Raw genomic sequence first — 19,158 nt, 5'->3', positions numbered from 1 at the left:
CCGGGGTCGGGACCGTCACTACTCGAGGAGAAACTCCCCTGTCAGTACAGTTCAATCACACCATTGTCGGATGTCAGGACAATCGCGTATCCGCCGAATTCTGGGCGGACATTCTGGGTGTGGACATCGGCACCGAATGGGGCCCGTTCATTCCGGTCACCACCGGTAACGGCGTCACCTTCGATTTCGCCAATGTCCCGCCGGGTACCAACGAAATCCAGCCTCAGCACTATGCGTTCCTGGTGTCGGAAGCCGAATTCGACGCGGCCTACGACAAGATCCAGCGCTACGAGCTCGAGTACTGGGCCGATCCGCATCAGCATCATCCGGGCGAGATCAACCACAACGACGGTGGCCGAGGCATCTACTTCCTCGACCCCAGCGGGCACTACATGGAGCTGATCACCGTCCCGTACGGCGGCTGGCCCCAGTAGCGGATGGGGCCGGGTGGCGACACCCGGCCCTTTCGCGTACTACTCGCACGGCAACATCTCACGGCGGCAGCGAGGCACCGTGGGCGAACCAGTACGCGAAGAATGGATAGCGATGGGCACCGATATCGAGTCCGCAGTCGAAGAATTGCACGACGACCTCGCCACCTGGCTGGGGTCCGAAGCGGACGTTTCGGTTTTCGAGCGTTTCGCCGCCGCCCAGCACCGATCGTTCTCGATGGTGACGACGACAGGCGAAATCCTGCGGCGAACCGAACTGCTGGACCGGCTGCGCGGCGCGCGCAATGCCAGCCCCGGACTGCGCATCGATATCAGCGAATTCGAAGAACTCGCCGACGAATCCGGAATGGCGGTGGTGCGATTCCTGGAATCGCACCACCACGCCGGACAGATCGCCCGTCGCCGGGTGACGGCGGTGCTGGCGCCCGCCGACGGTGAGCCCGGCCTGCAATGGCTGGCCGTCCACGAAACACCGGCCGACTGATCGGCACCGCCGCGTGCGCCGGCTCAGGCCGCGGCTTTCACCTCGGCCCGCCCACGGCGCACGCCGAGACCCGCGGCGATCAGGCAGGCCACCGCCACCGCACCGACGAACCACGGAAACACCGTGCTCAACCCCCAGGTCGTCGCGGCCCAGCCGGCGACGACCGTGGGTAGCGCCATCGCCGAGTACGCCAGCAGGTAGTACGCCGACATGGTCTCGCCGCGCTTGTGCTGCGGCACGACGTTGGACAGGTGTCGCAGGGACCCGCCGAAACCGAGTCCGAAGGTGGCGCCGAGGGCCAGCCCGATCCCGATGACGGCCACCCAGTTGTGCGTGGCGAGGGCGGGGACGGTCAGCAGCAGGGTGATCGCCATGCCGATATCGCCGATGATGGCCGCCGCCCTGGCGGGCACCCCGGTGGCGAACAGCTGCGCCAGCGCCGCCGACAGCGCGGTCGAGGCGACGACCAGCCCACCGAACACCAGGTTGTGGATGCCGGTCTTCTCCGCGGCCAGCGACGGATACAGCGACAGCAGCACACCGAGCACCGACCAGGCCGCCATCACCCCGATCGCGGAGAACCAGAAATCACCGCGAATCTCCTGCGGCACCGCGGGTTTGGCGATCCGGATCCGGCCGGCGACCCGCGCGACATGCGGTTCACGCAATGCCAGCACCCCGACGCCGATGATCAAGCAGATCACGCTGATCACCACATACGGCGTGCGCAGCGGATTCGGCGCGTACTGCGCGAGCAACGCCGACCCTAGAATCGCCACCGCCATCCCGACGTTGAAGGCGACGCCGGTGAGCTGCCCCGAGCGCGCGCCGCGATGCGGCCGCAGATCCAGCAGGGCGGCCGCCCCCGCCACCACCGTCGCGCCGACAGCGAAGCCGTGCAGCGCCCGCGCCAGCAACAGCATCGGCACCGTATCGGCCAGCACGAAGACGATCAGCCCGACGATCATCGTGGCGAACGCACCGAGCAGCACGGGCTTGCGCCCGACCACATCGGAGATCCGGCCGGAGACCAGCACCGCACCCAGCGCCGCGACCGCGTAGACGGCGAACACGATCGTGGTGGTGAGCGGCGACAGATGCCATTCCCGCTCGTAGATGCCGTACAGCGGGGCCGGTACCCCGGAGACCCCGAGCGCGACGCCGCTGGCGGCCAGCACCAGAGCGTATGCCCACGACTGCGCGGCCCGCTCCTGGCCGGGCACTGCCGTTGTCGCTGCCATCGAAACCCCGATCAGGTAAGTTTGATAATGATCGAACCAAATCGACCATAACGCACGGTACGACGATCATCAAACCCCCCAGTGAGGTAGATCATGACGGACACCACAGCGGTCACCGGCGCCGAGGTCCACCCCGTGGCCGCGCTCCCCGTTGTGCTCGGCGCACTCCAGGATCCGGTGCGCCTCGAGATGGTGCGCCGGCTGAGCAATGCGGGCACCGCGGTGCGCTGCGGCGCGCTCTACGACGTGATCAACAAGTCCACCGCCACCCACCATTTCAAGATCCTGCGCGAGGCCGGCGTCATCGAACGGCTGGTGATCGACGGCCAGACCTGCCAGCGCTTGCGCACCGACGCCCTCGACGAGGCGCTGCCCGGGTTGCTGGCCTCGGTGGTCGAGGCGGCCAACCGGGCTCAGGGCGACGCTGTGGCCGACCATCAGCCGCCCGAGGGCTCGCACCATCAGCAGCACGCATCCGGCCGCCGGTAGCAACAGAACCGGCAGCGCCACCGCCCGGCCCATCCGGTCTGTGCCCGCCACGAACGGCAGCGCCGTCGAGCGCGGCCGGCGCATCGCTCCGTGATCCGGTGGGACGACGATCCACGTTGCCGGCCGAGCGGATCGGCGCGCTGCTCGTCCGTGATCAGCCCTCGACGAGCCGCCGCACCGAAGCAGGCAATTCCCGGGTGCGTCGATACGGCCCCGCCACCGATGCACCGAACGGCCGCGCCAGCAGCGTGCGGGCGATCTCGCTGACTTCCTCGGTGGTGACCGCGTCGATGCGGGCCAGCGTCTCGGAGACGCTGCGGTGGTTGCCGTAGCTGAGTTCGCTGCGCCCGATGCGGTTCATCCGGGACGAGGAATCCTCGAGCCCGAGCACCAGTCCCCCGCGCAGTGAGCCCTTGGCGCGGGCGCATTCGGCGTCGGTGATGCCGTTCGCCGCGACCTCTTCCAGCACGCCGCGCGCGAGGGCGGCGACCTCGGCCAGGTTCTCCGGCTGGCACCCGATGTACACCGAGAAGGCGCCGGTGTCGGCGAAGGTGTCCACACTCGAATACACCGAGTACGCCAGGCCGCGTTCTTCCCGGATGCGTTGGAACAGCCGCGAACTCAGTCCGCCGCCGATCACGGTGTTGAGTACCGACAGCGGCCAGCGGCGTTCACCCTCATGCCTGCCGAAGGCGCGCACTCCGAACACCAGATGCGATTGTTCGCTGTCGCGGTGGCTCCAGTGCAGTTGCGGCGCCGACCGCGTGCGGAACCGGCCCTCGCGCCGCGGCATCGGCTCGGCGGTGGGGTCGAGCCGGTCGGCGAAGGCGCGGTGCACCAGCTCCACGGTGTGCTCGTGCTCCACATTGCCCGCGACCGCGACCACCATGCGGTCGGGGCGGTAGCGGCGCTGATGGAACGAACGCAGCTGGGTGGCGCGCATCCCCTCGATGGACTCCACCGAGCCGATCACCGGACGCCCGATCGGATGATCGCCGAACAGCGCGGTCAAGAACGCGTCGCCGACCAGGTCTTCCGGGTCGTCGTCGCGCATGGCGATCTCTTCGAGCACCACCTGCCGCTCGATATCCACATCCTCGGACCTGCACAGCCCGTTGAGCACCACATCGGAAACCAGTTCCACCGCCAGCGGTAGATCCTCGTCCAGCACATGGGCGTAGTAGCAGGTCTGCTCCTTGGCGGTGAACGCGTTCAACTCACCGCCCACCGCGTCCATCGCCTCGGCGATATCGAGCGCGGTCCGGGTGGGTGTGGCCTTGAACAGCAGGTGCTCGAGGAAGTGCGCGGCGCCGGCGACGGTCGGGCCCTCATCACGCGAGCCGACACCCACCCAGACGCCGATCGAGGCCGAACGCACCCCGGGAAGATGCTCGGTCACCACCCGCAACCCACCGGGCAGCACCGTGCGCCGGACTCCGGTCTCAGTCGCCGTCTCCGTTTTGCTCACCCGCCAATTCGATGACGAACCCCCTTGCCCGTTCAGGAGCAAGGGGGTTGCCGAGTTCTGCTTCGTCACACCGTCAAGTACTACTCGCCCGCGGGCGCGTCCGCATCGCCGGAGGGCTCTTCGGTGGTCTCCTCGACCGGGATCAGCGAGATCTTGCCGCGGTTGTCGATATCGGCGATCTCCACGCGCAGCTTGTCACCGACGTTGACCACGTCTTCGACCTTGGCCACCCGCTTGCCGTTGCCCAGCTTGGAGATGTGCACCAGACCGTCACGGCCCGGCAGCAGCGAGACGAACGCGCCGAAGGCGGTGGTCTTGACGACCGTGCCGAGGAAACGCTCGCCCACCTTGGGCAGCTGCGGGTTGGCGATGGCGTTGATCTGGTCGATCGCGGCCTGCGCCGAGGGGCCGTCGGTGGCGCCGACGAACACGGTGCCGTCGTCCTCGATGGAGATGTTGGCGCCGGTCTCCTCGGTGATCTGGTTGATCACCTTGCCCTTGGGCCCGATCACCTCGCCGATCTTGTCGACCGGGATCTTGATCGCGGTGACGCGCGGGGCGTAGGGGCTCATCTCGTCCGGGGTGGCGATGGCCTCGGCCATCACGTCCAGGATGGTGTTGCGCGCGTCGTGCGCCTGGCTCAGCGCGCCGGCCAGCACCTTCGACGGGATGCCGTCGAGCTTGGTGTCCAGCTGCAGCGCGGTGACGAAGTCGCGGGTACCGGCGACCTTGAAGTCCATGTCGCCGAAGGCGTCTTCGGCGCCGAGGATGTCGGTCAGCGCGACGTAGCGGACCTCGTCCTCACCCTTGTCGTTGGTGACGGTGTCCGACACCAGGCCCATGGCGATACCGGCGACCGGCGCCTTGAGCGGCACACCGGCGTTGAGCAGCGCCAGGGTGGAGGCACACACCGAACCCATCGAGGTGGAGCCGTTGGAACCCAGCGCCTCCGACACCTGACGGATGGCGTAGGGGAACTCTTCCTGGCTGGGCAGCACCGGGATCAGCGCACGCTCGGCGAGTGCACCGTGGCCGATCTCGCGCCGCTTGGGCGAGCCGACGCGGCCGGTCTCACCGGTGGAGAACGGCGGGAAGTTGTAGTGGTGCATGTAGCGCTTGCTGGTCTCGGGGCCCAGCGAGTCGACCTGCTGGGCCATCTTGACCATGTCGAGGGTGGTGATGCCGAGGATCTGGGTCTCACCGCGCTCGAACAGCGCCGAACCGTGCGCCCGCGGCACCACGGCGACCTCCGCGGACAGCGCGCGGATATCGGCGAGGCCACGGCCGTCGATGCGGAAGCCGTCGGTGAGGATGCGCTGACGCACCAGCTTCTTGGTGACCGAGCGGAACGCCGCGCCCAGCTCCTTCTCCCGGCCCACGAAGTCCTCGCCGAGACGCGAGAGCACATCGAGCTTGATCTCGTCGATCTTCGCCTCGCGCTCCTGCTTGTCGGCGATGCTGAGCGCCTCGTTCAGCTCACGTTTGGCGGTGCCCTCCACGGCCTCGAAGACATCGGCCTCATACGGCGGGAACAGCGGGAACTCGCCGGTCGGCTTGGCGGCCAGCGCGGCCAGATCGGCCTGCGCGCGGCACAGCCGGGCGATGAACGGCTTGGCGGCCTCGAGGCCCTCGGCCACGACGGCCTCGGTGGGCGCCTGGGCGCCGCCGTCGATCAGCTCGATGACCTTGTCGGTGGCCTCGGCCTCGACCATCATGATGGCGACGTCACCGGAGTCGACCACGCGACCGGCGACGACCATGTCGAACACCGCGCCCTCGAGCTGCTCGACGGTCGGGAACGCGACCCACTGGCCCTCGATCAGCGCCACGCGCACGCCGCCGACGGGGCCGGAGAACGGCAGTCCGGCGATCTGGGTGGACGCCGAGGCCGCGTTGATCGCGACCACGTCGTAGAGGTCGTTGGGGTCGAGGCTCATCACCGTGACCACGACCTGGATCTCGTTGCGCAGGCCGTCGACGAACGACGGGCGCAGCGGCCGGTCGATCAGGCGGCAGGTGAGGATCGCGTCGGTGGAGGGGCGGCCCTCACGACGGAAGAACGAGCCGGGGATGCGGCCCGCGGCGTACATGCGCTCTTCGACGTCGACCGTCAGCGGGAAGAAGTCGAACTGGTCTTTGGGGTGCTTGCCGGCGGTGGTGGCCGACAGCAGCATGGTCTCGTCGTCGAGGTAGGCCACGACCGAGCCGGCGGCCTGACGGGCCAGACGGCCGGTCTCGAAGCGAATGGTGCGGGTGCCGTAGCTCCCGTTGTCGATCAGCGCGACGGATTCGAAGACTCCGGGCTCGACCTCGACGGCCGTGCTGTGCGCGCGTTCGGTGGTTTCGGACATTTTTCTTCTCTCAACCTCTCGTCTCGCCGGACCCGGCGCCCATTGGCGCGATCCGGCTGTGTCAGCCGTACCTGACGGGGCACGCGGCAGCCCTCCTGGCTGCGACGCGCACACCCGGCCGGTATCCCCTTGGATACGGCGACGCGGAGGCGGTCATCGATCGAAGCCCTCCGGCGGTATGCCACCGGCCGAAAAGCCACTACCGAAGACCGACGCCACGGGGACGGGTGCATACGGCTGTGTTGTCGTGCAGGGGTTATTCCTCCCCCGGGCACGAAAAAGCCAACGGGGAGATTGTAAGCCTCCACGTTGGCGGGGTCGTCGACCGGCTTGCAAAACAGCGTGTCGGTCCGCAGAACACGGTCGACGAGATTGGTCAGGCGACCATAGACAACGGCGGGTCCGACGCTCGTTTTCGAGCGAAGCGAGACCGAGCATCTCAGTTCGCGGCCCGTCTCGTGTTTCCGCTGCCGCTGCGCACGCCGAAGGCAAGCAGCGGTAGCGGAAACACGAGACACAAAGGGGCCGCGAACACGCGGTGCCGCAGGCGCCGCCAAATATTACCGACGCAGACCGAGGCGTTCGATCAGCGTGCGGTAGCGGGTGATGTCCTTGTCCGCGAGGTACTTCGACAGACGCTTGCGGCGACCGATCAGCGCCATCAGGCCGTGGCGGGTGTGGTGGTCGTGCTTGTGCGTCTTGAGGTGCTCGGTGATGTCGGAGATGCGCTTGGACAGCAGCGCGATCTGCGCCTCCGGCGAACCGGTGTCGGTCTCGTGCAGGCCGTACTCGGCGAGAATCGCCTTCTTCTGCTCGGTGGTCAACGCCATGGGGCATCCACTCCTGTTTCTCAGTTCCGCGCTCGAGGATCCGGCGAACCGGTGGGGTGCCACCGCGGACCGCAGCAAACCCGAGGATCCACCTTACCCGACCAGGCGCGCCGGACCGAATCGCGTGGTCGCCGGGCTCAGGTCTCGGCGCCGCCGAGCACTTTGCGCGCATTCGCGACGTCGCGGCGCATGGCCTCGATCAGGTCGTCGAGCGTGTCGAATTTCTGCATGCCGCGCAGGTGCTCGACGAAGTCGACCGCCACGTGCTGGCCGTAGAGATCGGCTTCGCCGTCGAGCACATAGGCCTCGACGGTGCGGGCGCGGCCGGAGAAGGTGGGGTTGGTGCCGACCGAGATGGCGGCCATGGCGCGTTCACCCGGGGTGACGGTGCCGATGGACGGTCCCGGACCGAGCACGGTGAACCAGCCGGCGTACACGCCGTCGGCCGGGATGGCGGCGTGCATCGGCGGTGCGACGTTGGCGGTGGGGAAACCGAGTTCGCGGCCGCGCCCGTCACCGTGCACCACCACGCCCTCGACCCGGTGCGGGCGCCCCAGCGCCTCGGCGGCCGCGGCCATATCACCGGCGTCGACGCAGGCCCGGATGTAGGTGGAGGAGAAGGTGACGGCGTGCTCGCCGAGCAGGGTCACCGCGTCGACCTCGAAGCCGAAGCGGCGGCCGAGTTCGCGCATGGTCTCGACGGTGCCCGCGGCCTTCTTGCCGAAGGTGAAGTTGTCGCCGACCACGACCTCGGCCACGTGCAGGCGTTCGACCAGCAGGTCGTGCACGTAGCGGGCGGGGGTCAGTTTCATGAATTCCTGGGTGAACGGCATGACGCAGAAGACGTCGACGCCGAGTTCCTCGGCCAGTTCGGCGCGGCGGGTCAGCGTGGTGAGCTGGGCGGGATGCGAACCGGGACGCACCACTTCCATCGGGTGCGGGTCGAAGGTCATCAGCACCGCCGGAACTCCGCGTGCGGCAGCCGACTTGACGGCACGGCTGATCAGCTGAGCGTGCCCGCGGTGGACCCCGTCGAACACGCCGATCGTGAGCACGCACCGGCCCCAGTCCGCGGGAACTTCGTCGAGACTTCGCCATCTCTGCACAGTGCGCAGCCTACGCAAATCCGGTGTCGAACAGTATTCCGGCATGCCCGTCGCACCGCCTCGGTGCCGCCGCGGTGAGGCGCCGGCGAACGGCGGGTTTCTCGCGCATGGCGTGATGTGTGTATCGGTGCTCCTATGCCTAAGCTCGATGATGTGCCCGGTAAACGAGATATCGCCACCCGGCGGGAACTGGCCGATGCCCTCACCGGCAACCCCGACGCGAGCCACGCCGGTGCGACCACGATCGCACCGGTGCTGTCGTCGGTGGCTCAGGACTACCTGAAGGTCATCTGGACCGCGCAGGAGTGGTCGCAGGAGAAGGTGTCGACCAAACTGCTCGCCGAGCGCATCGGGGTGTCGGCCTCGACGGTGTCGGAGGCGGTGCGCAAGCTGGCCGATCAGGGTCTGGTCGAGCACGCCCGTTACGGCGCGATCACACTCACCGAGCACGGCAGGCTGGCGGCGGTCGCGATGGTGCGCAGGCATCGGTTGATCGAGACGTTCCTGGTGAACGAGCTCGGGTACGGCTGGGACGAGGTGCACGACGAGGCCGAGGTGCTCGAGCACGCGGTCTCGGATCTGCTGATGGCCCGCATCGACGCGAAACTCGGGTATCCGGACCGCGATCCGCACGGTGATCCGATTCCGTCGGTCGATGGCGCGGTGCCCACTCCCCCGGCCCGTCAGCTCAGCGATTTCGGTGACGGCGAAGGCGGCCGGGTGGCGCGCATCTCCGATTCCGATCCGGCCATGCTGCGCTATTTCGACGAGGTCGGCATCGCCTTGGACACCCCGATCACGGTGGTGGAGCGGCGCGATTTCGCCGGAACCATCGCCATCCGGGTGGGTGCGGACGATCAGCCGGTGGATCTGGGCACCCCGGCCGCGGATGCCATCTGGTTGACCGCGCTCTGAGGCTACCCGCGGCCGAGTGCGCTGCCGCGGCAAGGGACGCGCCGAGCGCGCTCTCGCTCTGTGAACTACCCCCGGGACAGGGCAGCCGCCGCTGTCGCGGCGATGGCCGCGCCGAGCTCACCGGTGGTCGCGGTGCCGCCCAGATCCGGCGTCAGCACGGTCCCGGCGCCGAGGACCTCGCATACCGCCCGGTCCATCGCGGCGGCCGCCGAATGCTCCCCCAGGTGCTCGAGCATCATCGCTGCCGCCAGGATCTGCGCCACCGGGTTCGCGATGCCCTGTCCTGCGATATCGGGGGCGCTGCCGTGCACGGCTTCGAACATCGACGGCGCCGTGCCGTCGGGGTTGAGATTGCCCGAGGGTGCGAGGCCGAGTCCGCCGGTGACCGCGGCGGCGAGGTCGGAGAGGATGTCGCCGAACAGATTCGACCCGACGATGACGTCGAGCCGGTCCGGATGCAGCACGATTTCCGCCGCGAGGGCGTCGACGTGCATATGCCGCACCGGTACCTCCGGATAGTCGGTCGCGACCTGCTCGACGATGCTGTCCCAGTACGGCATCGAATGGATGAGCCCGTTGGACTTGGTGGCCGAGCACAGTCCTCTGCCGCGCTCGCGGGCCCGGTCGAAGGCGTAGCGGATGATGCGTTCGCAGCCGACGCGGGTGAACACCGATTCCTGGAGCACGAATTCGCCGGGGCGCCCGCGCTGGTGCACGCCGCCGATCTCGGAGTATTCGCCCTCGGAGTTCTCCCGGACGATCAGCAGGTCCAGATCGGCGGCGCTGCGATCACGCAGCGCGGAGGTGGTGCCGGGCAGCAGCCGCACCGGCCGCAGGTTGACGTATTGGCCGAAGGCACGCCGCAGCGGAATCAGCAGGCCCCACAGCGAAATATGGTCGGGCACACCGGGAAACCCGACGGCGCCGAGCAGGATTGCGTCGAACGCGGCCAGCTGGTCGACGCCGTCGGCGGGCATCATCGCGCCGGTGCGCAGGTATTGCTCGCAGGACCAGTCGAATTCGGTCCATTCGACGCCGGGCAGCACGGCGTCGACCACCTTCACCGCTTCCGCGGTGACGTCGACGCCGATCCCGTCGCCGGGGATGGTCGCGATCCGGTAGGTCACAGGTCGACTCCGATGTATTTGGTTTCCAGGAATTCGTCGATGCCGCTGGTGCCGCCCTCGCGGCCGAGCCCGGATTCCTTGACCCCGCCGAACGGGGCGGCAGGATCCGACACCACCCCGCGATTGAGTCCGACCATGCCGGTCTCCAAAGCCTCGCAGACCCGCAGCCCGCGCCGCAGGTTCTCGGTGAAGACGTAGCCGACCAGGCCGTAGGGGGTGTCGTTGGCCCGGGTGATCGCCTCGTCCTCGGTGTCGAACACCGAGATCGCCGCTACCGGGCCGAAGATTTCGGTGCGGGTGAGCAGTGCGTCGTCGCCGACGTCGGTCAGGACCGTCGCCGGGTAGAAGGTGCCGGGTCCCTGGCTCGGCGTCCCGCCGGTGCGCACGGTGGCGCCGCGGCCGACGGCGTCGTCGACCAGTGCTTGCACCTTCGCGACAGCGGCCTCGTCGACCAACGGGCCGACCACCACGCCCGGTTCGGTGCCCGCGCCCATGGGCAGCGCCGCCATCCGAGCGGTGAGCCGATCGGCGAACTCGACAGCGATACCGCGGTGCACCAGAAAACGATTCGCGGCGGTGCAGGCCTGGCCGATATTGCGCATCTTGGCCGCGATCGCGCCGTCGACCGCGGCATCGAGGTCGGCGTCGTCGAAGACGAGGAAGGCCGCATTGCCGCCGAGTTCCATCGAGGTTCGCATGACGGTGCCGGCGCACTGCTCCAGCAGTTTCTTGCCCACAGCGGTGGAGCCGGTGAAGGAGAGTTTGCGGGAGCGGCTGTCGCGGATCATCGGTTCCATCACCGCGCCGGGATCGGAGGTGGTGACCACATTGACCACGCCGTCGGGCAGGCCGGCCGTGCGCAGGATTTCGGCGAGCGCCAGCGTCGACAGGGGCGTCTGCGCGGCCGGTTTGATCACGCAGGTGCAGCCGGCGGCCAGCGCAGGGCCGATCTTGCGGGTGCCCATGGCCATCGGGAAGTTCCACGGGGTGATGAGCAGGCTCGGGCCGACCGGCTGGCGGGTCACCAGGAATCGGGAGCCGCCGCGTGGTGCCGGCCGGTAGCCGCCTTCGATGCGGACGGCCTCTTCGGCGAACCAGCGGAAGAACTCTGCGGCGTAGGCGATTTCGCCGCGCGCCTCGGACAGCGGTTTGCCCATTTCCAGGGTCATGATCAGGGCCAGGCGCTCGGTGTCGTCGAGCAGGGCCTGGTGAGCACGCATGAGCAGGTCGGCACGGTCACGAGCGGGAGTGGCGGCCCATTCCGCCTGCGCGTCGGCTGCGGCTGCGAGCGCGTCGAGGCCGTCGGCGGGGCTCGCATCGGCCACAGTGCATAAAACCTCGCCCGATGCGGGATTGGTGACGGGCAGTTCGGCGACGGTCGTGCGCCACTGGCCGCCGATGAACAGGCCGGTGGGCACCGACCCGATAGCGGTGCGTTGCGCCTGGTCGGGACTGATCTCGGTGAGCATCGACGCGAACTCCCTTGTTCGGGCGGATTCAGATCATCGCGAAGAACGAGGCCGCCCGATCCATTGCTGCGACCCCGGCGACCATGTTATGCATATTGTCAACAATCCTACAACCCGACGATCATCGGACGCGGGCCTCGCCCGCACGCCCGGGAGGCCGAGCACCATGACCGCGTTATCGCCCATCCTCAAACAAGCCACTCCGGTGACCGTCGACCACGGCGCGGGCTGCTACCTCTACGACACCGACGGCCGCCGCTACCTGGATTTCACCGCGGGCATCGGCGTCACCAGCACCGGCCACTGCCACCCGCATGTGGTGGCGGCCGCGCAGGCCCAGGTCGCGCGGCTCATCCACGGCCAGTACACGACCGTCATGCACCGTCCGCTGCTCGAACTCACCGAGCGGCTCGGGGCGGTGCTGCCCGAAGGGCTGGATTCGCTGTTCTTCGCCAACTCGGGCAGCGAGGCGATCGAAGCGGCGCTGCGGCTGGCGCGGCAGGCCACCGGTCGGCCGAATGTCATCGTCTTCCACGGCGGATTCCACGGCCGCACGGTCGCCGCCGCCTCCATGACCACCTCGGGTACCCGGTTCTCCGCGGGTTTCAGCCCGTTGATGGCGGGCGTGCACGTGGCGCCGTTCCCCACGGCCTATCGCTACGGGTGGACCGAGGAGGAGGCGACGGCCTTCGCGCTGCGTGAACTCGACTACCTGTTCGCGACGCTCAGCGCACCGGAGGAGACCGCGGCCTTCATCGTCGAACCGGTGCTCGGCGAGGGCGGCTACGTGCCCGGCAACCGGGCGTTCTTCCGCGGCCTGCGCGAGCGCGCCGACCGGCACGGCATCGTGCTGGTGTTCGACGAGATCCAGACCGGTTTCGGCCGGACCGGAAAGTTCTTCGGCCACCAGCATTTCGACGTCGCACCCGATGTGATCACCATTGCCAAGGGGTTGGCCAGCGGGTTCCCGCTGTCGGGGATCGCAGCCTCCCGCGAGCTGATGGCCAAGGCCTGGCCGGGGTCGCAGGGCGGCACCTACGGCGGCAATGCGGTGGCCTGCGCCGCCGCCATCGCCACGCTGGAGGTCATCGAATCGGAGGGTCTGGTGCACAACGCCGCCGAGCGCGGCGCGCAGCTGCTGGCCGGGATGCGTGAGCTGGAGAGCAAGGCGATCGGCGATGTGCGTGGGCTCGGCCTGCTCGTCGGCGCGGAATTCGTCACGGCGGCAGGCGAACCCGATCGGGAGACCACCACCAGGGCGCAGCAGCTGGCGGTGCGGAAGGGCCTGCTGCTGCTCACCTGCGGCGCGCACATGAACGTGGTGCGCATGATTCCGCCGCTGGTGGTGAGCCGGGAACAGATCGACGACGCGCTGGAGATCTGGGCCCAGGTGCTGGCCGAGCTCCCAGGCACCTCCCAGCCCTAGCCGGTACCGCGCGATCGGAGAGCAGACTTCATGAACCGCTACATCACCATCACCCTCACCAAGGCCGGCGTCGGCTGCCGGGCCCGGCTGCTCGACGCCGAGGCGCCGCTGACCTGCGCGGCGGTCTGGGATGCGTTACCCCAGACCGGCGACGCCTACCACGCGAAGTACGCACGCAACGAGGTCTACACGCTGGTCCCCCGGATCACCGCGGCGCCGCATCGCGAGAACCCGACCGTCACCCCCATTCCCGGTGACGTCTGCCTGTTCGATTTCGAGCCGTGGGAGATCGGCAACCCCGCCTACGGCTACGAACCCGGCTCCACCGCCCACCACAACCAGGGCGCGACCGATCTGGCGATCTTCTACGGGCGCAACAACCTGCTGATCAACGGCGACCTCGGCTGGGTCCCCGGCAATGTCTTCGCCACCATCGAGGATGGGCTCGCCGAGATCGCCGCCGCCTGCAACGACCTGTGGCGCTACGGCGTCGAGGGAGAAACGCTCGCCTTCGCGAGGGCGTAGCCACGGCAACGGTTCGCGGAGAGTGGCTCGGGTCCCGAGGGCCGGCGCTCAGGACCCGAGCACGTACTCCGCGTAGCGAGCGACGGCGAGCACGAGGTCGTCGGAATGGCGTGGGCCCACGATCTGCAACCCGACCGGCAGCCCGTCAGCGGTGGTTCCCGCCGGGATGCTGATGGCGGGCTGCTGGCTGAGGTTGAACGGGTAGGTGAACGGCGTCCACTGCGGCCAGCCGGTCAACCCGCTCCCGGGCGGAACGTCGTGGCCCGCGGGGAAGGCGGTGATCGGCATGGTCGGGGTGATCAGCACGTCGTAGGCGGTGTGGAACAACCCCATGGCGATGCCGACGGACGCGGCGACATCGCGGGCCGCGAGATAGTCGACGCCGCTCACGGATTCACCACGTTCCCACACTTCCCGCAAACCGGGATCGACCTTCTCCCGCGCACCCGGCGGGAACGAGGCGAGCATGGCCGCCGCACCCACCGACCACAGCACCTCGAATGCCTCGCGCGGATCGCCGAAGCCGGGATCGGCGGGCACGACCCGCAATTCGGCCTCGCCCAGGCGCATCACCGCGCGTTCTACGATCGCCGCCACCTCCGGGTCCACCTCGGCGAATCCGAGCGTCGGCGACCACGCCACGGTGATGCCACGCACGTCGCGCTGCATCTGGCTGCGGAAGGTGGTCAGCGTCGGGGCCAGCGCGGTGGGGTCGCGGGGATCGGGCAGCGACAGGATGTCCATCAGCAGCGCGGCGTCTTCCACGGTGCGCGCCATCGGCCCGGCGTGGGCCAGCGGCCCGAACGGGCTGGCCGGGTAGAGCGGAATGCGTCCGTGCGTCGGCTTGAATCCGACGATCCCGCAGAACGACGCCGGAATGCGCACGCTGCCACCGCCGTCGGTGCCCACCGAGACCGGGCCGAGTCCGGCGGCGACCGCGGCCGCGCTGCCGCCGGAGGAGCCGCCCGCGGTGAGTGCGGGATCCACCGGATTGCGGGTGACGCCGGTGAGCGGGCTGTCGGTGACCGCCTTCCAGGCGATCTCGGGCGTGGTGGTCTTTCCGAGCAGCACCATCCCGTCCTCGCGCAGCCGCGCGGCCACGGGGCTGTCCACCGGCCACGGACCCGCCGCACCGATACAGGTGGAACCGCGCCGGGTCGGCCAACCCTCGGTGAGGAACACGTCCTTGATCGAGATCGGCACGCCGTCGAGCAGCCCGCGCGCGTACCCGGACTGCCAGCGGCCCTCCGATTCCTTCGCTTGCACCAGCGCACGGTCTGGATCCAGCAGGCAGTAGGCGTTGAGCGCGCCGTCGCGTTCGGCGATCGCGGCCAGGATCGCCTCGGTGGCCTCCACCGGCGACAGGGCGCCCGAGGTGTAGGCGGAGACCAGTTGCACCGCCGTCATCGCGGCGGGATCGGTGGGACGGTTGATATCGGGGTAGCTCATGGCTTGGCCCTCCTTCAGCCGGGCACGTACCCCAGCGTCTTGTCGACCACGTTGTGCAGCGGACGGCCATCCATCCACCGATCGAAGTTCTCGGTGAACGCCCGGACGACCTCGGTGCGCCAGCCGATGACGTCACCCGAATTGTGCGGGGTGATCTGCACATTCGGCATATCCCACAGCGGATGTCCCGGCGGCAGCGGCTCCGGGTCCACCACATCCAGCGCCGCCCCGGCGATCGCCCCGTTCGCGAGAGCGCCGACCAGATCATCGGTAACCACGAGTTCCCCGCGCCCGACATTGACAAACCTGGCATGCGGTTTCATCGCGGCGAAGGCCCTGGCGTCGAACATCTTCCTGGTCTGTTCGGTCAGCGGCGCGATCGCGACGACGTAGTCGGCCCACGGCAGTTCCGCGTGCAGGTCCACCCCGACGCTGCCGAAATCCGGGTCCTCGCCGCGCGCTCGCCTGCCGACCCCGCGCACCCGCATCCCCACCGCCCGCAGCAAGCGCGCGATGGTGCGTCCGATGGCGCCGGTGCCGACGATCAGTACGGTGGCACCCGCGACTCGCTCCGATTCGCGGTGCCGCCAGTCGTGGTGCTGTTGCAGCCGCACCGAGGCGGGCAGGTCCTTGGCGAAGGCGAGAATCTGGCCGAGCACGTATTCGGCGATGGCCGCGTCGAAGACGCCACGGGTATTGGTGACCACGACCTCGCTCGCTCTCAGCTCGGGAAACATCACCGGATCCACGCCGGTGGCGCCCATATGCAGCCAGCGCAGCCGGTCGGCCGCATGCCAGGCGCCGGGCAGCGCCCGGGTCAGGAAGTCGTAGACGAACAGCGCCTCTGCCCCGCGCAGTGCTTCGGCCAGCCCGGATGCCTCCGTGTAGCGCACTGTGGCCCGGGCGCTCACCCCGGCCATCAATTCCGAGTCGGGCACACTGTCACTGTGCAAGACGGCGACAATAGGGCCCTCTTTCACATTGACACCGTAAGATCACATCGTATGATTGTCAACAATCCGATCGGGTTCGGAGGTCTATCCAGCTGAGCGCGAGAGGGGCCGCAGTGGACATCGGTTTCCCCGATATCGAAGGCCCGGTCGCACAACGGGGAATCGGCATCATCGCACCGTTCGACCTCGCACTCGAACGCGAACTGTGGCGCTGGGCTCCGCTCGAGGTGAGCCTGCACCTGGCTCGCACACCCTACGAACCGGTCCCGGTATCGCTGGCCATGGCCGAATTGGTCTCCAACCCGGCACATCTGACCGCCGCCACCCGCGACGTGCTGCATGTGGAGCCCGAAGTCGTTGCCTACCTGTGCACTTCGGGCAGCTTCATCAAGGGACTAGCGCACGAGCGGATGCTGCGGGAGATCATCTGCCGGGCCGGCGCGCAGGACGCGGTCACCACCTCCGGTGCGCTGGTGGAGGCGATCCGGCATCTGGGGGTCTCGCGCATCTCGGTCATCACCCCCTACGACGAGGTGCTGACCGGCAAACTGCACGAGTTCCTCGGCGAAGCCGGCTGCACCGTGGTGCGTTCGGATCACCTCGGGCTCGGCGGCGGGATCTGGAAGGTCAACTACCGCACCATCGCCGAGCGCATCTTCGGCGCCGACCATCCCGAGGCCGAGGCGATCTTCGTCAGCTGCACCAACCTGCCGACCTACGACATCATCGAGCCGCTCGAAATGGCGCTCGGCAAACCGGTGTTGACCGCGAATCAACTCACCATGTGGGCCTGCCTCGGCCGGATGAAGCTGCCGATGATGGGCCCGGGAAAGTGGTTGCTCGATGTGTTCTGAAGACCGATCTCCGGCCCGAAAGAGGTGGCAGATGCGCACTCCGACGGTAGGTTTCATCTACCCCGACCATGCGGCCGAGGACGACTACGCGCTGGCCGCCCGCGCGCTGGACGTGCGGCTCGAGGTCGCCCACATCTACGGCACCGACCTGCACGCGGTGCCGGAACTGCTGGATCTGGGTAGTCCGGCCAAGCTGCGTCACGGCGCGCGCCTGCTCGCCTGGCACCGGCCGGCCGCGCTGATCTGGGCGTGCACCTCGGGCAGTTTCGTCTACGGCCCGGAGGGTGCGCGCGAGCAGGTTCGGCAGTTGTCGGCGTACGCGGGGGTGCCTGCCTCGAGCACCAGCATCGCGTTCGTCGAGGCGGCGCGGGCGCTCGGGGTGCGCACGGTCGCGGTGGCCGCCAGCTACCCCGACGAGGTGGCGCGGCTGTTCGTGGAGTTCCTCGCCGATGCGGGCATCACCGTGGCCGCGATGGCGAGTGCGGGGATCGACACCGCCGCCGAAGTCGGCACCCTGACCACCGACCAGGTCCTGGATCTGGCGGTGCGCAATGATCACCCCGACGCACAGGCACTGCTGATCCCCGACACCGCCATGCACACGCTGGCCGTCGTCGCGCAACTGGAAGCGGCGCTGGGTAAACCGGTGCTCACCGCGAACCAGGTCACCGTCTGGGAGGGTCTGCGATTGAGCGGCGGCCTGCGCAGCAGCACCCAGTTCGGCGCACTGTTCACCGGCATGTCCCGGACGGATACCGAAAGGCCGCGTTATGCCCGTCATTGATTTCGAGCCGGTCAACCGGCAGTCGACCGCCGAGATGATCGCCGACCGGCTGCGTGAGGCGATCATGCGCGGTGGGCTGGCGCCGGGCGATCAGCTCGGTGAGGCCGAGCTGGCCGCCCGCTTCGGGGTATCCCGCGGCCCGGTGCGCGAGGCCATGCAGCGGCTGGTGTCGGAGGGTCTGGCCACCAGTATCCGCAATCGCGGCATCTTCGTCGTCGACCTGACTCTCGACGATCTGGTCGACATCTACCGCGCGAGGTCCGCCCTCGAAGGTGGCGCGCTCACGCTGATCCTCGACGGCCGCCGCGAGATCGCCTATCAGGCTTTGGAACCCAGCGTCACCGCCATGCTCGCGCACGCCGAACAGGGCGAGGCGACCGCCGTCTCCGATGCCGACCAGGCTTTCCACGAAGCGCTCGTCGAGAGTTCGGGCAGCCCGCGCCTGGTGCGCGCCGCCCGCACCCTGCTCATCGAGACCCGCATGTGCCTGGGCGCCCTCCAAACCACCTATCCCGACCTGCTCGAACAGGCCCGCGAACACATCGAACTGCGCGAAGCCATCGGTTCCGCGCCCGCCACCACCGCGCAGGCGATGCTCGCCGAGCACATGGACGACGCGGTCCGCAGGTTGCGTGATCGATACGCGGACTGAGACAGCGAGTCCGATAAGCGACGCCGCTTCCGGCACGGAATGGCCGCCAGACCGGGCAGTCACGCTCGAAGCGAGCGGGCACGCCGCCCGATCACACGAGTGCGGGCATCAGCTGCTGCCGGCGCTCGACGGCCGCCGCCAGCGCGAAGAACACCGGCGGCAGCACGAGCTCGATGACGGTGAGCACGATCTGGAACCAGTGCGGCCACCCGTGCACCGCCAGCGAGATCAACCGCCCGACCGCGCCGAGGGCGAAGATCGCGGCCAGCCAGCGCACCGCCCACAGGTTGAGCGGCGACTGGCGTACCGCCCAGATCCAGGCCAGCCCGTAGCCGACGAAGATCGCGCCGAAGAACCGGCTCTGGCTGTCGGCGGTCACCCCGTTCCACTCCATGTCGGGCACCGAATCCTTGCCGAGGCCCAGGTGGTAGCAGCCGATGGCGACGCACGCGACGCCCATCGTCCAGGTGAGCCAGGTGAGTGCGCGAGTCATGGGGACCCTCCGATCAGCATGCCGTCGCCGGCGTGAATTCGGTTGCCGCGCCATGGGCTTCCGGCCCGGCGGCTTAGTAGACGTGCGTCT

19 protein-coding genes are annotated in these 19,158 nt (G+C 68.7%); 9 read left to right on the top strand and 10 right to left on the bottom strand.

The annotated features are described in order from the left end of the window. Positions 1-38: 38 nt before the first annotated feature. Both FEK34_RS08470 and FEK34_RS08465 read left to right on the top strand, forming a co-directional pair. A complete protein-coding gene (locus FEK34_RS08470) occupies positions 39-434 on the top strand; it encodes a VOC family protein (RefSeq protein WP_138447280.1) in 396 nt (131 codons plus the stop codon). 112 nt (positions 435-546) lie between these two features. Beyond that, positions 547-936: a hypothetical protein gene (locus FEK34_RS08465; RefSeq protein ID WP_138447279.1), complete on the top strand. Its 390-nt coding sequence runs from the start codon at positions 547-549 to the stop codon at positions 934-936. A gap of 23 nt (positions 937-959) precedes the next feature. On the opposite strand, the gene FEK34_RS08460 is transcribed toward FEK34_RS08465, so the two are convergent. Then, entirely contained in the window at positions 960-2,177 is a 1,218-nt protein-coding gene (locus FEK34_RS08460) for an MFS transporter (protein WP_138447278.1), read from the bottom strand. 93 nt (positions 2,178-2,270) lie between these two features. On the opposite strand from FEK34_RS08460, the gene FEK34_RS08455 reads away from it, so the two are divergent. Continuing rightward, a complete protein-coding gene (locus FEK34_RS08455; RefSeq protein WP_138447277.1) occupies positions 2,271-2,666 on the top strand; it encodes an ArsR/SmtB family transcription factor in 396 nt (131 codons plus the stop codon). Between the two features lie 154 nt (positions 2,667-2,820). Here FEK34_RS08455 and FEK34_RS08450 read toward each other — a convergent pair whose 3' ends face one another. The 4 genes from FEK34_RS08450 to FEK34_RS08435 form a co-directional block, all read right to left on the bottom strand. Continuing rightward, entirely contained in the window at positions 2,821-4,134 is a 1,314-nt protein-coding gene (locus tag FEK34_RS08450) for a M16 family metallopeptidase (protein WP_138447276.1), read from the bottom strand. 80 nt (positions 4,135-4,214) lie between these two features. Then, complete coding sequence (locus FEK34_RS08445) at positions 4,215-6,485, bottom strand: polyribonucleotide nucleotidyltransferase (RefSeq protein ID WP_138447275.1); 2,271 nt, start codon at positions 6,483-6,485, stop codon at positions 4,215-4,217. Positions 6,486-7,045: 560 nt separating this feature from the next. Then, positions 7,046-7,315: a 30S ribosomal protein S15 gene (gene rpsO, locus FEK34_RS08440; protein ID WP_138447274.1), complete on the bottom strand. Its 270-nt coding sequence runs from the start codon at positions 7,313-7,315 to the stop codon at positions 7,046-7,048. A gap of 137 nt (positions 7,316-7,452) precedes the next feature. Then, positions 7,453-8,421: a bifunctional riboflavin kinase/FAD synthetase gene (locus tag FEK34_RS08435; protein WP_171048091.1), complete on the bottom strand. Its 969-nt coding sequence runs from the start codon at positions 8,419-8,421 to the stop codon at positions 7,453-7,455. A 135-nt stretch (positions 8,422-8,556) separates the two neighbouring features. Between FEK34_RS08435 and FEK34_RS08430 the strand changes: the two genes are divergently transcribed. Further along, positions 8,557-9,336: a metal-dependent transcriptional regulator gene (locus tag FEK34_RS08430; protein ID WP_249357842.1), complete on the top strand. Its 780-nt coding sequence runs from the start codon at positions 8,557-8,559 to the stop codon at positions 9,334-9,336. 65 nt (positions 9,337-9,401) lie between these two features. On the opposite strand, the gene FEK34_RS08425 is transcribed toward FEK34_RS08430, so the two are convergent. Next, positions 9,402-10,463, bottom strand: a complete 1,062-nt coding sequence (locus FEK34_RS08425; protein WP_138447272.1) for a tartrate dehydrogenase — start codon at positions 10,461-10,463, stop codon at positions 9,402-9,404. Then, positions 10,460-11,932, bottom strand: coding sequence for an NAD-dependent succinate-semialdehyde dehydrogenase (locus tag FEK34_RS08420; RefSeq protein ID WP_171048090.1), 1,473 nt, complete (start codon positions 11,930-11,932; stop codon positions 10,460-10,462). The genes FEK34_RS08425 and FEK34_RS08420 overlap by 4 nt, the downstream gene beginning before the upstream one ends. Before the next feature lie 166 nt (positions 11,933-12,098). Here FEK34_RS08420 and FEK34_RS08415 point away from each other — a divergent pair, with 166 nt between their 5' ends. Together FEK34_RS08415 and FEK34_RS08410 are read left to right on the top strand one after the other, a co-directional pair. Next, positions 12,099-13,358 carry an aspartate aminotransferase family protein gene (locus tag FEK34_RS08415; RefSeq protein ID WP_138447271.1) on the top strand — a complete coding sequence of 420 codons (1,260 nt, stop codon included), beginning with the start codon at positions 12,099-12,101 and terminating at the stop codon, positions 13,356-13,358. Between the two features lie 30 nt (positions 13,359-13,388). Further along, complete coding sequence (locus FEK34_RS08410; protein ID WP_138447270.1) at positions 13,389-13,883, top strand: DUF3830 family protein; 495 nt, start codon at positions 13,389-13,391, stop codon at positions 13,881-13,883. A gap of 48 nt (positions 13,884-13,931) precedes the next feature. Here FEK34_RS08410 and FEK34_RS08405 read toward each other — a convergent pair whose 3' ends face one another. Both FEK34_RS08405 and FEK34_RS08400 read right to left on the bottom strand, forming a co-directional pair. After that, entirely contained in the window at positions 13,932-15,317 is a 1,386-nt protein-coding gene (locus tag FEK34_RS08405; protein ID WP_212748734.1) for an amidase, read from the bottom strand. Between the two features lie 29 nt (positions 15,318-15,346). Then, positions 15,347-16,312, bottom strand: a complete 966-nt coding sequence (locus FEK34_RS08400; protein WP_171048089.1) for a D-2-hydroxyacid dehydrogenase — start codon at positions 16,310-16,312, stop codon at positions 15,347-15,349. A gap of 86 nt (positions 16,313-16,398) precedes the next feature. Here FEK34_RS08400 and FEK34_RS08395 point away from each other — a divergent pair, with 86 nt between their 5' ends. From FEK34_RS08395 to FEK34_RS08385, 3 genes are read left to right on the top strand one after another with little or no spacing between them, the layout of a single operon-like run. Continuing rightward, positions 16,399-17,139 carry a maleate cis-trans isomerase family protein gene (locus tag FEK34_RS08395; protein ID WP_138447268.1) on the top strand — a complete coding sequence of 247 codons (741 nt, stop codon included), beginning with the start codon at positions 16,399-16,401 and terminating at the stop codon, positions 17,137-17,139. A 31-nt stretch (positions 17,140-17,170) separates the two neighbouring features. Then, entirely contained in the window at positions 17,171-17,923 is a 753-nt protein-coding gene (locus FEK34_RS08390) for a maleate cis-trans isomerase family protein (protein ID WP_138447267.1), read from the top strand. Then, on the top strand, positions 17,910-18,575 hold the full coding sequence (locus tag FEK34_RS08385; protein WP_138447266.1) for a GntR family transcriptional regulator: 666 nt from the start codon (positions 17,910-17,912) through the stop codon (positions 18,573-18,575). Before FEK34_RS08390 ends, FEK34_RS08385 begins: the two co-directional genes overlap by 14 nt. Before the next feature lie 91 nt (positions 18,576-18,666). Here FEK34_RS08385 and FEK34_RS08380 read toward each other — a convergent pair whose 3' ends face one another. Continuing rightward, positions 18,667-19,068: a DUF4345 domain-containing protein gene (locus FEK34_RS08380; RefSeq protein ID WP_138447265.1), complete on the bottom strand. Its 402-nt coding sequence runs from the start codon at positions 19,066-19,068 to the stop codon at positions 18,667-18,669. Between the last annotated feature and the right edge of the window lie 90 nt (positions 19,069-19,158).

The sequence above is a fragment of the Nocardia cyriacigeorgica genome (assembly GCF_005863245.1).
Taxonomy (GTDB): domain Bacteria; phylum Actinomycetota; class Actinomycetes; order Mycobacteriales; family Mycobacteriaceae; genus Nocardia; species Nocardia cyriacigeorgica_C.
This window is presented reverse-complemented; position numbering and strand designations above follow the sequence as displayed.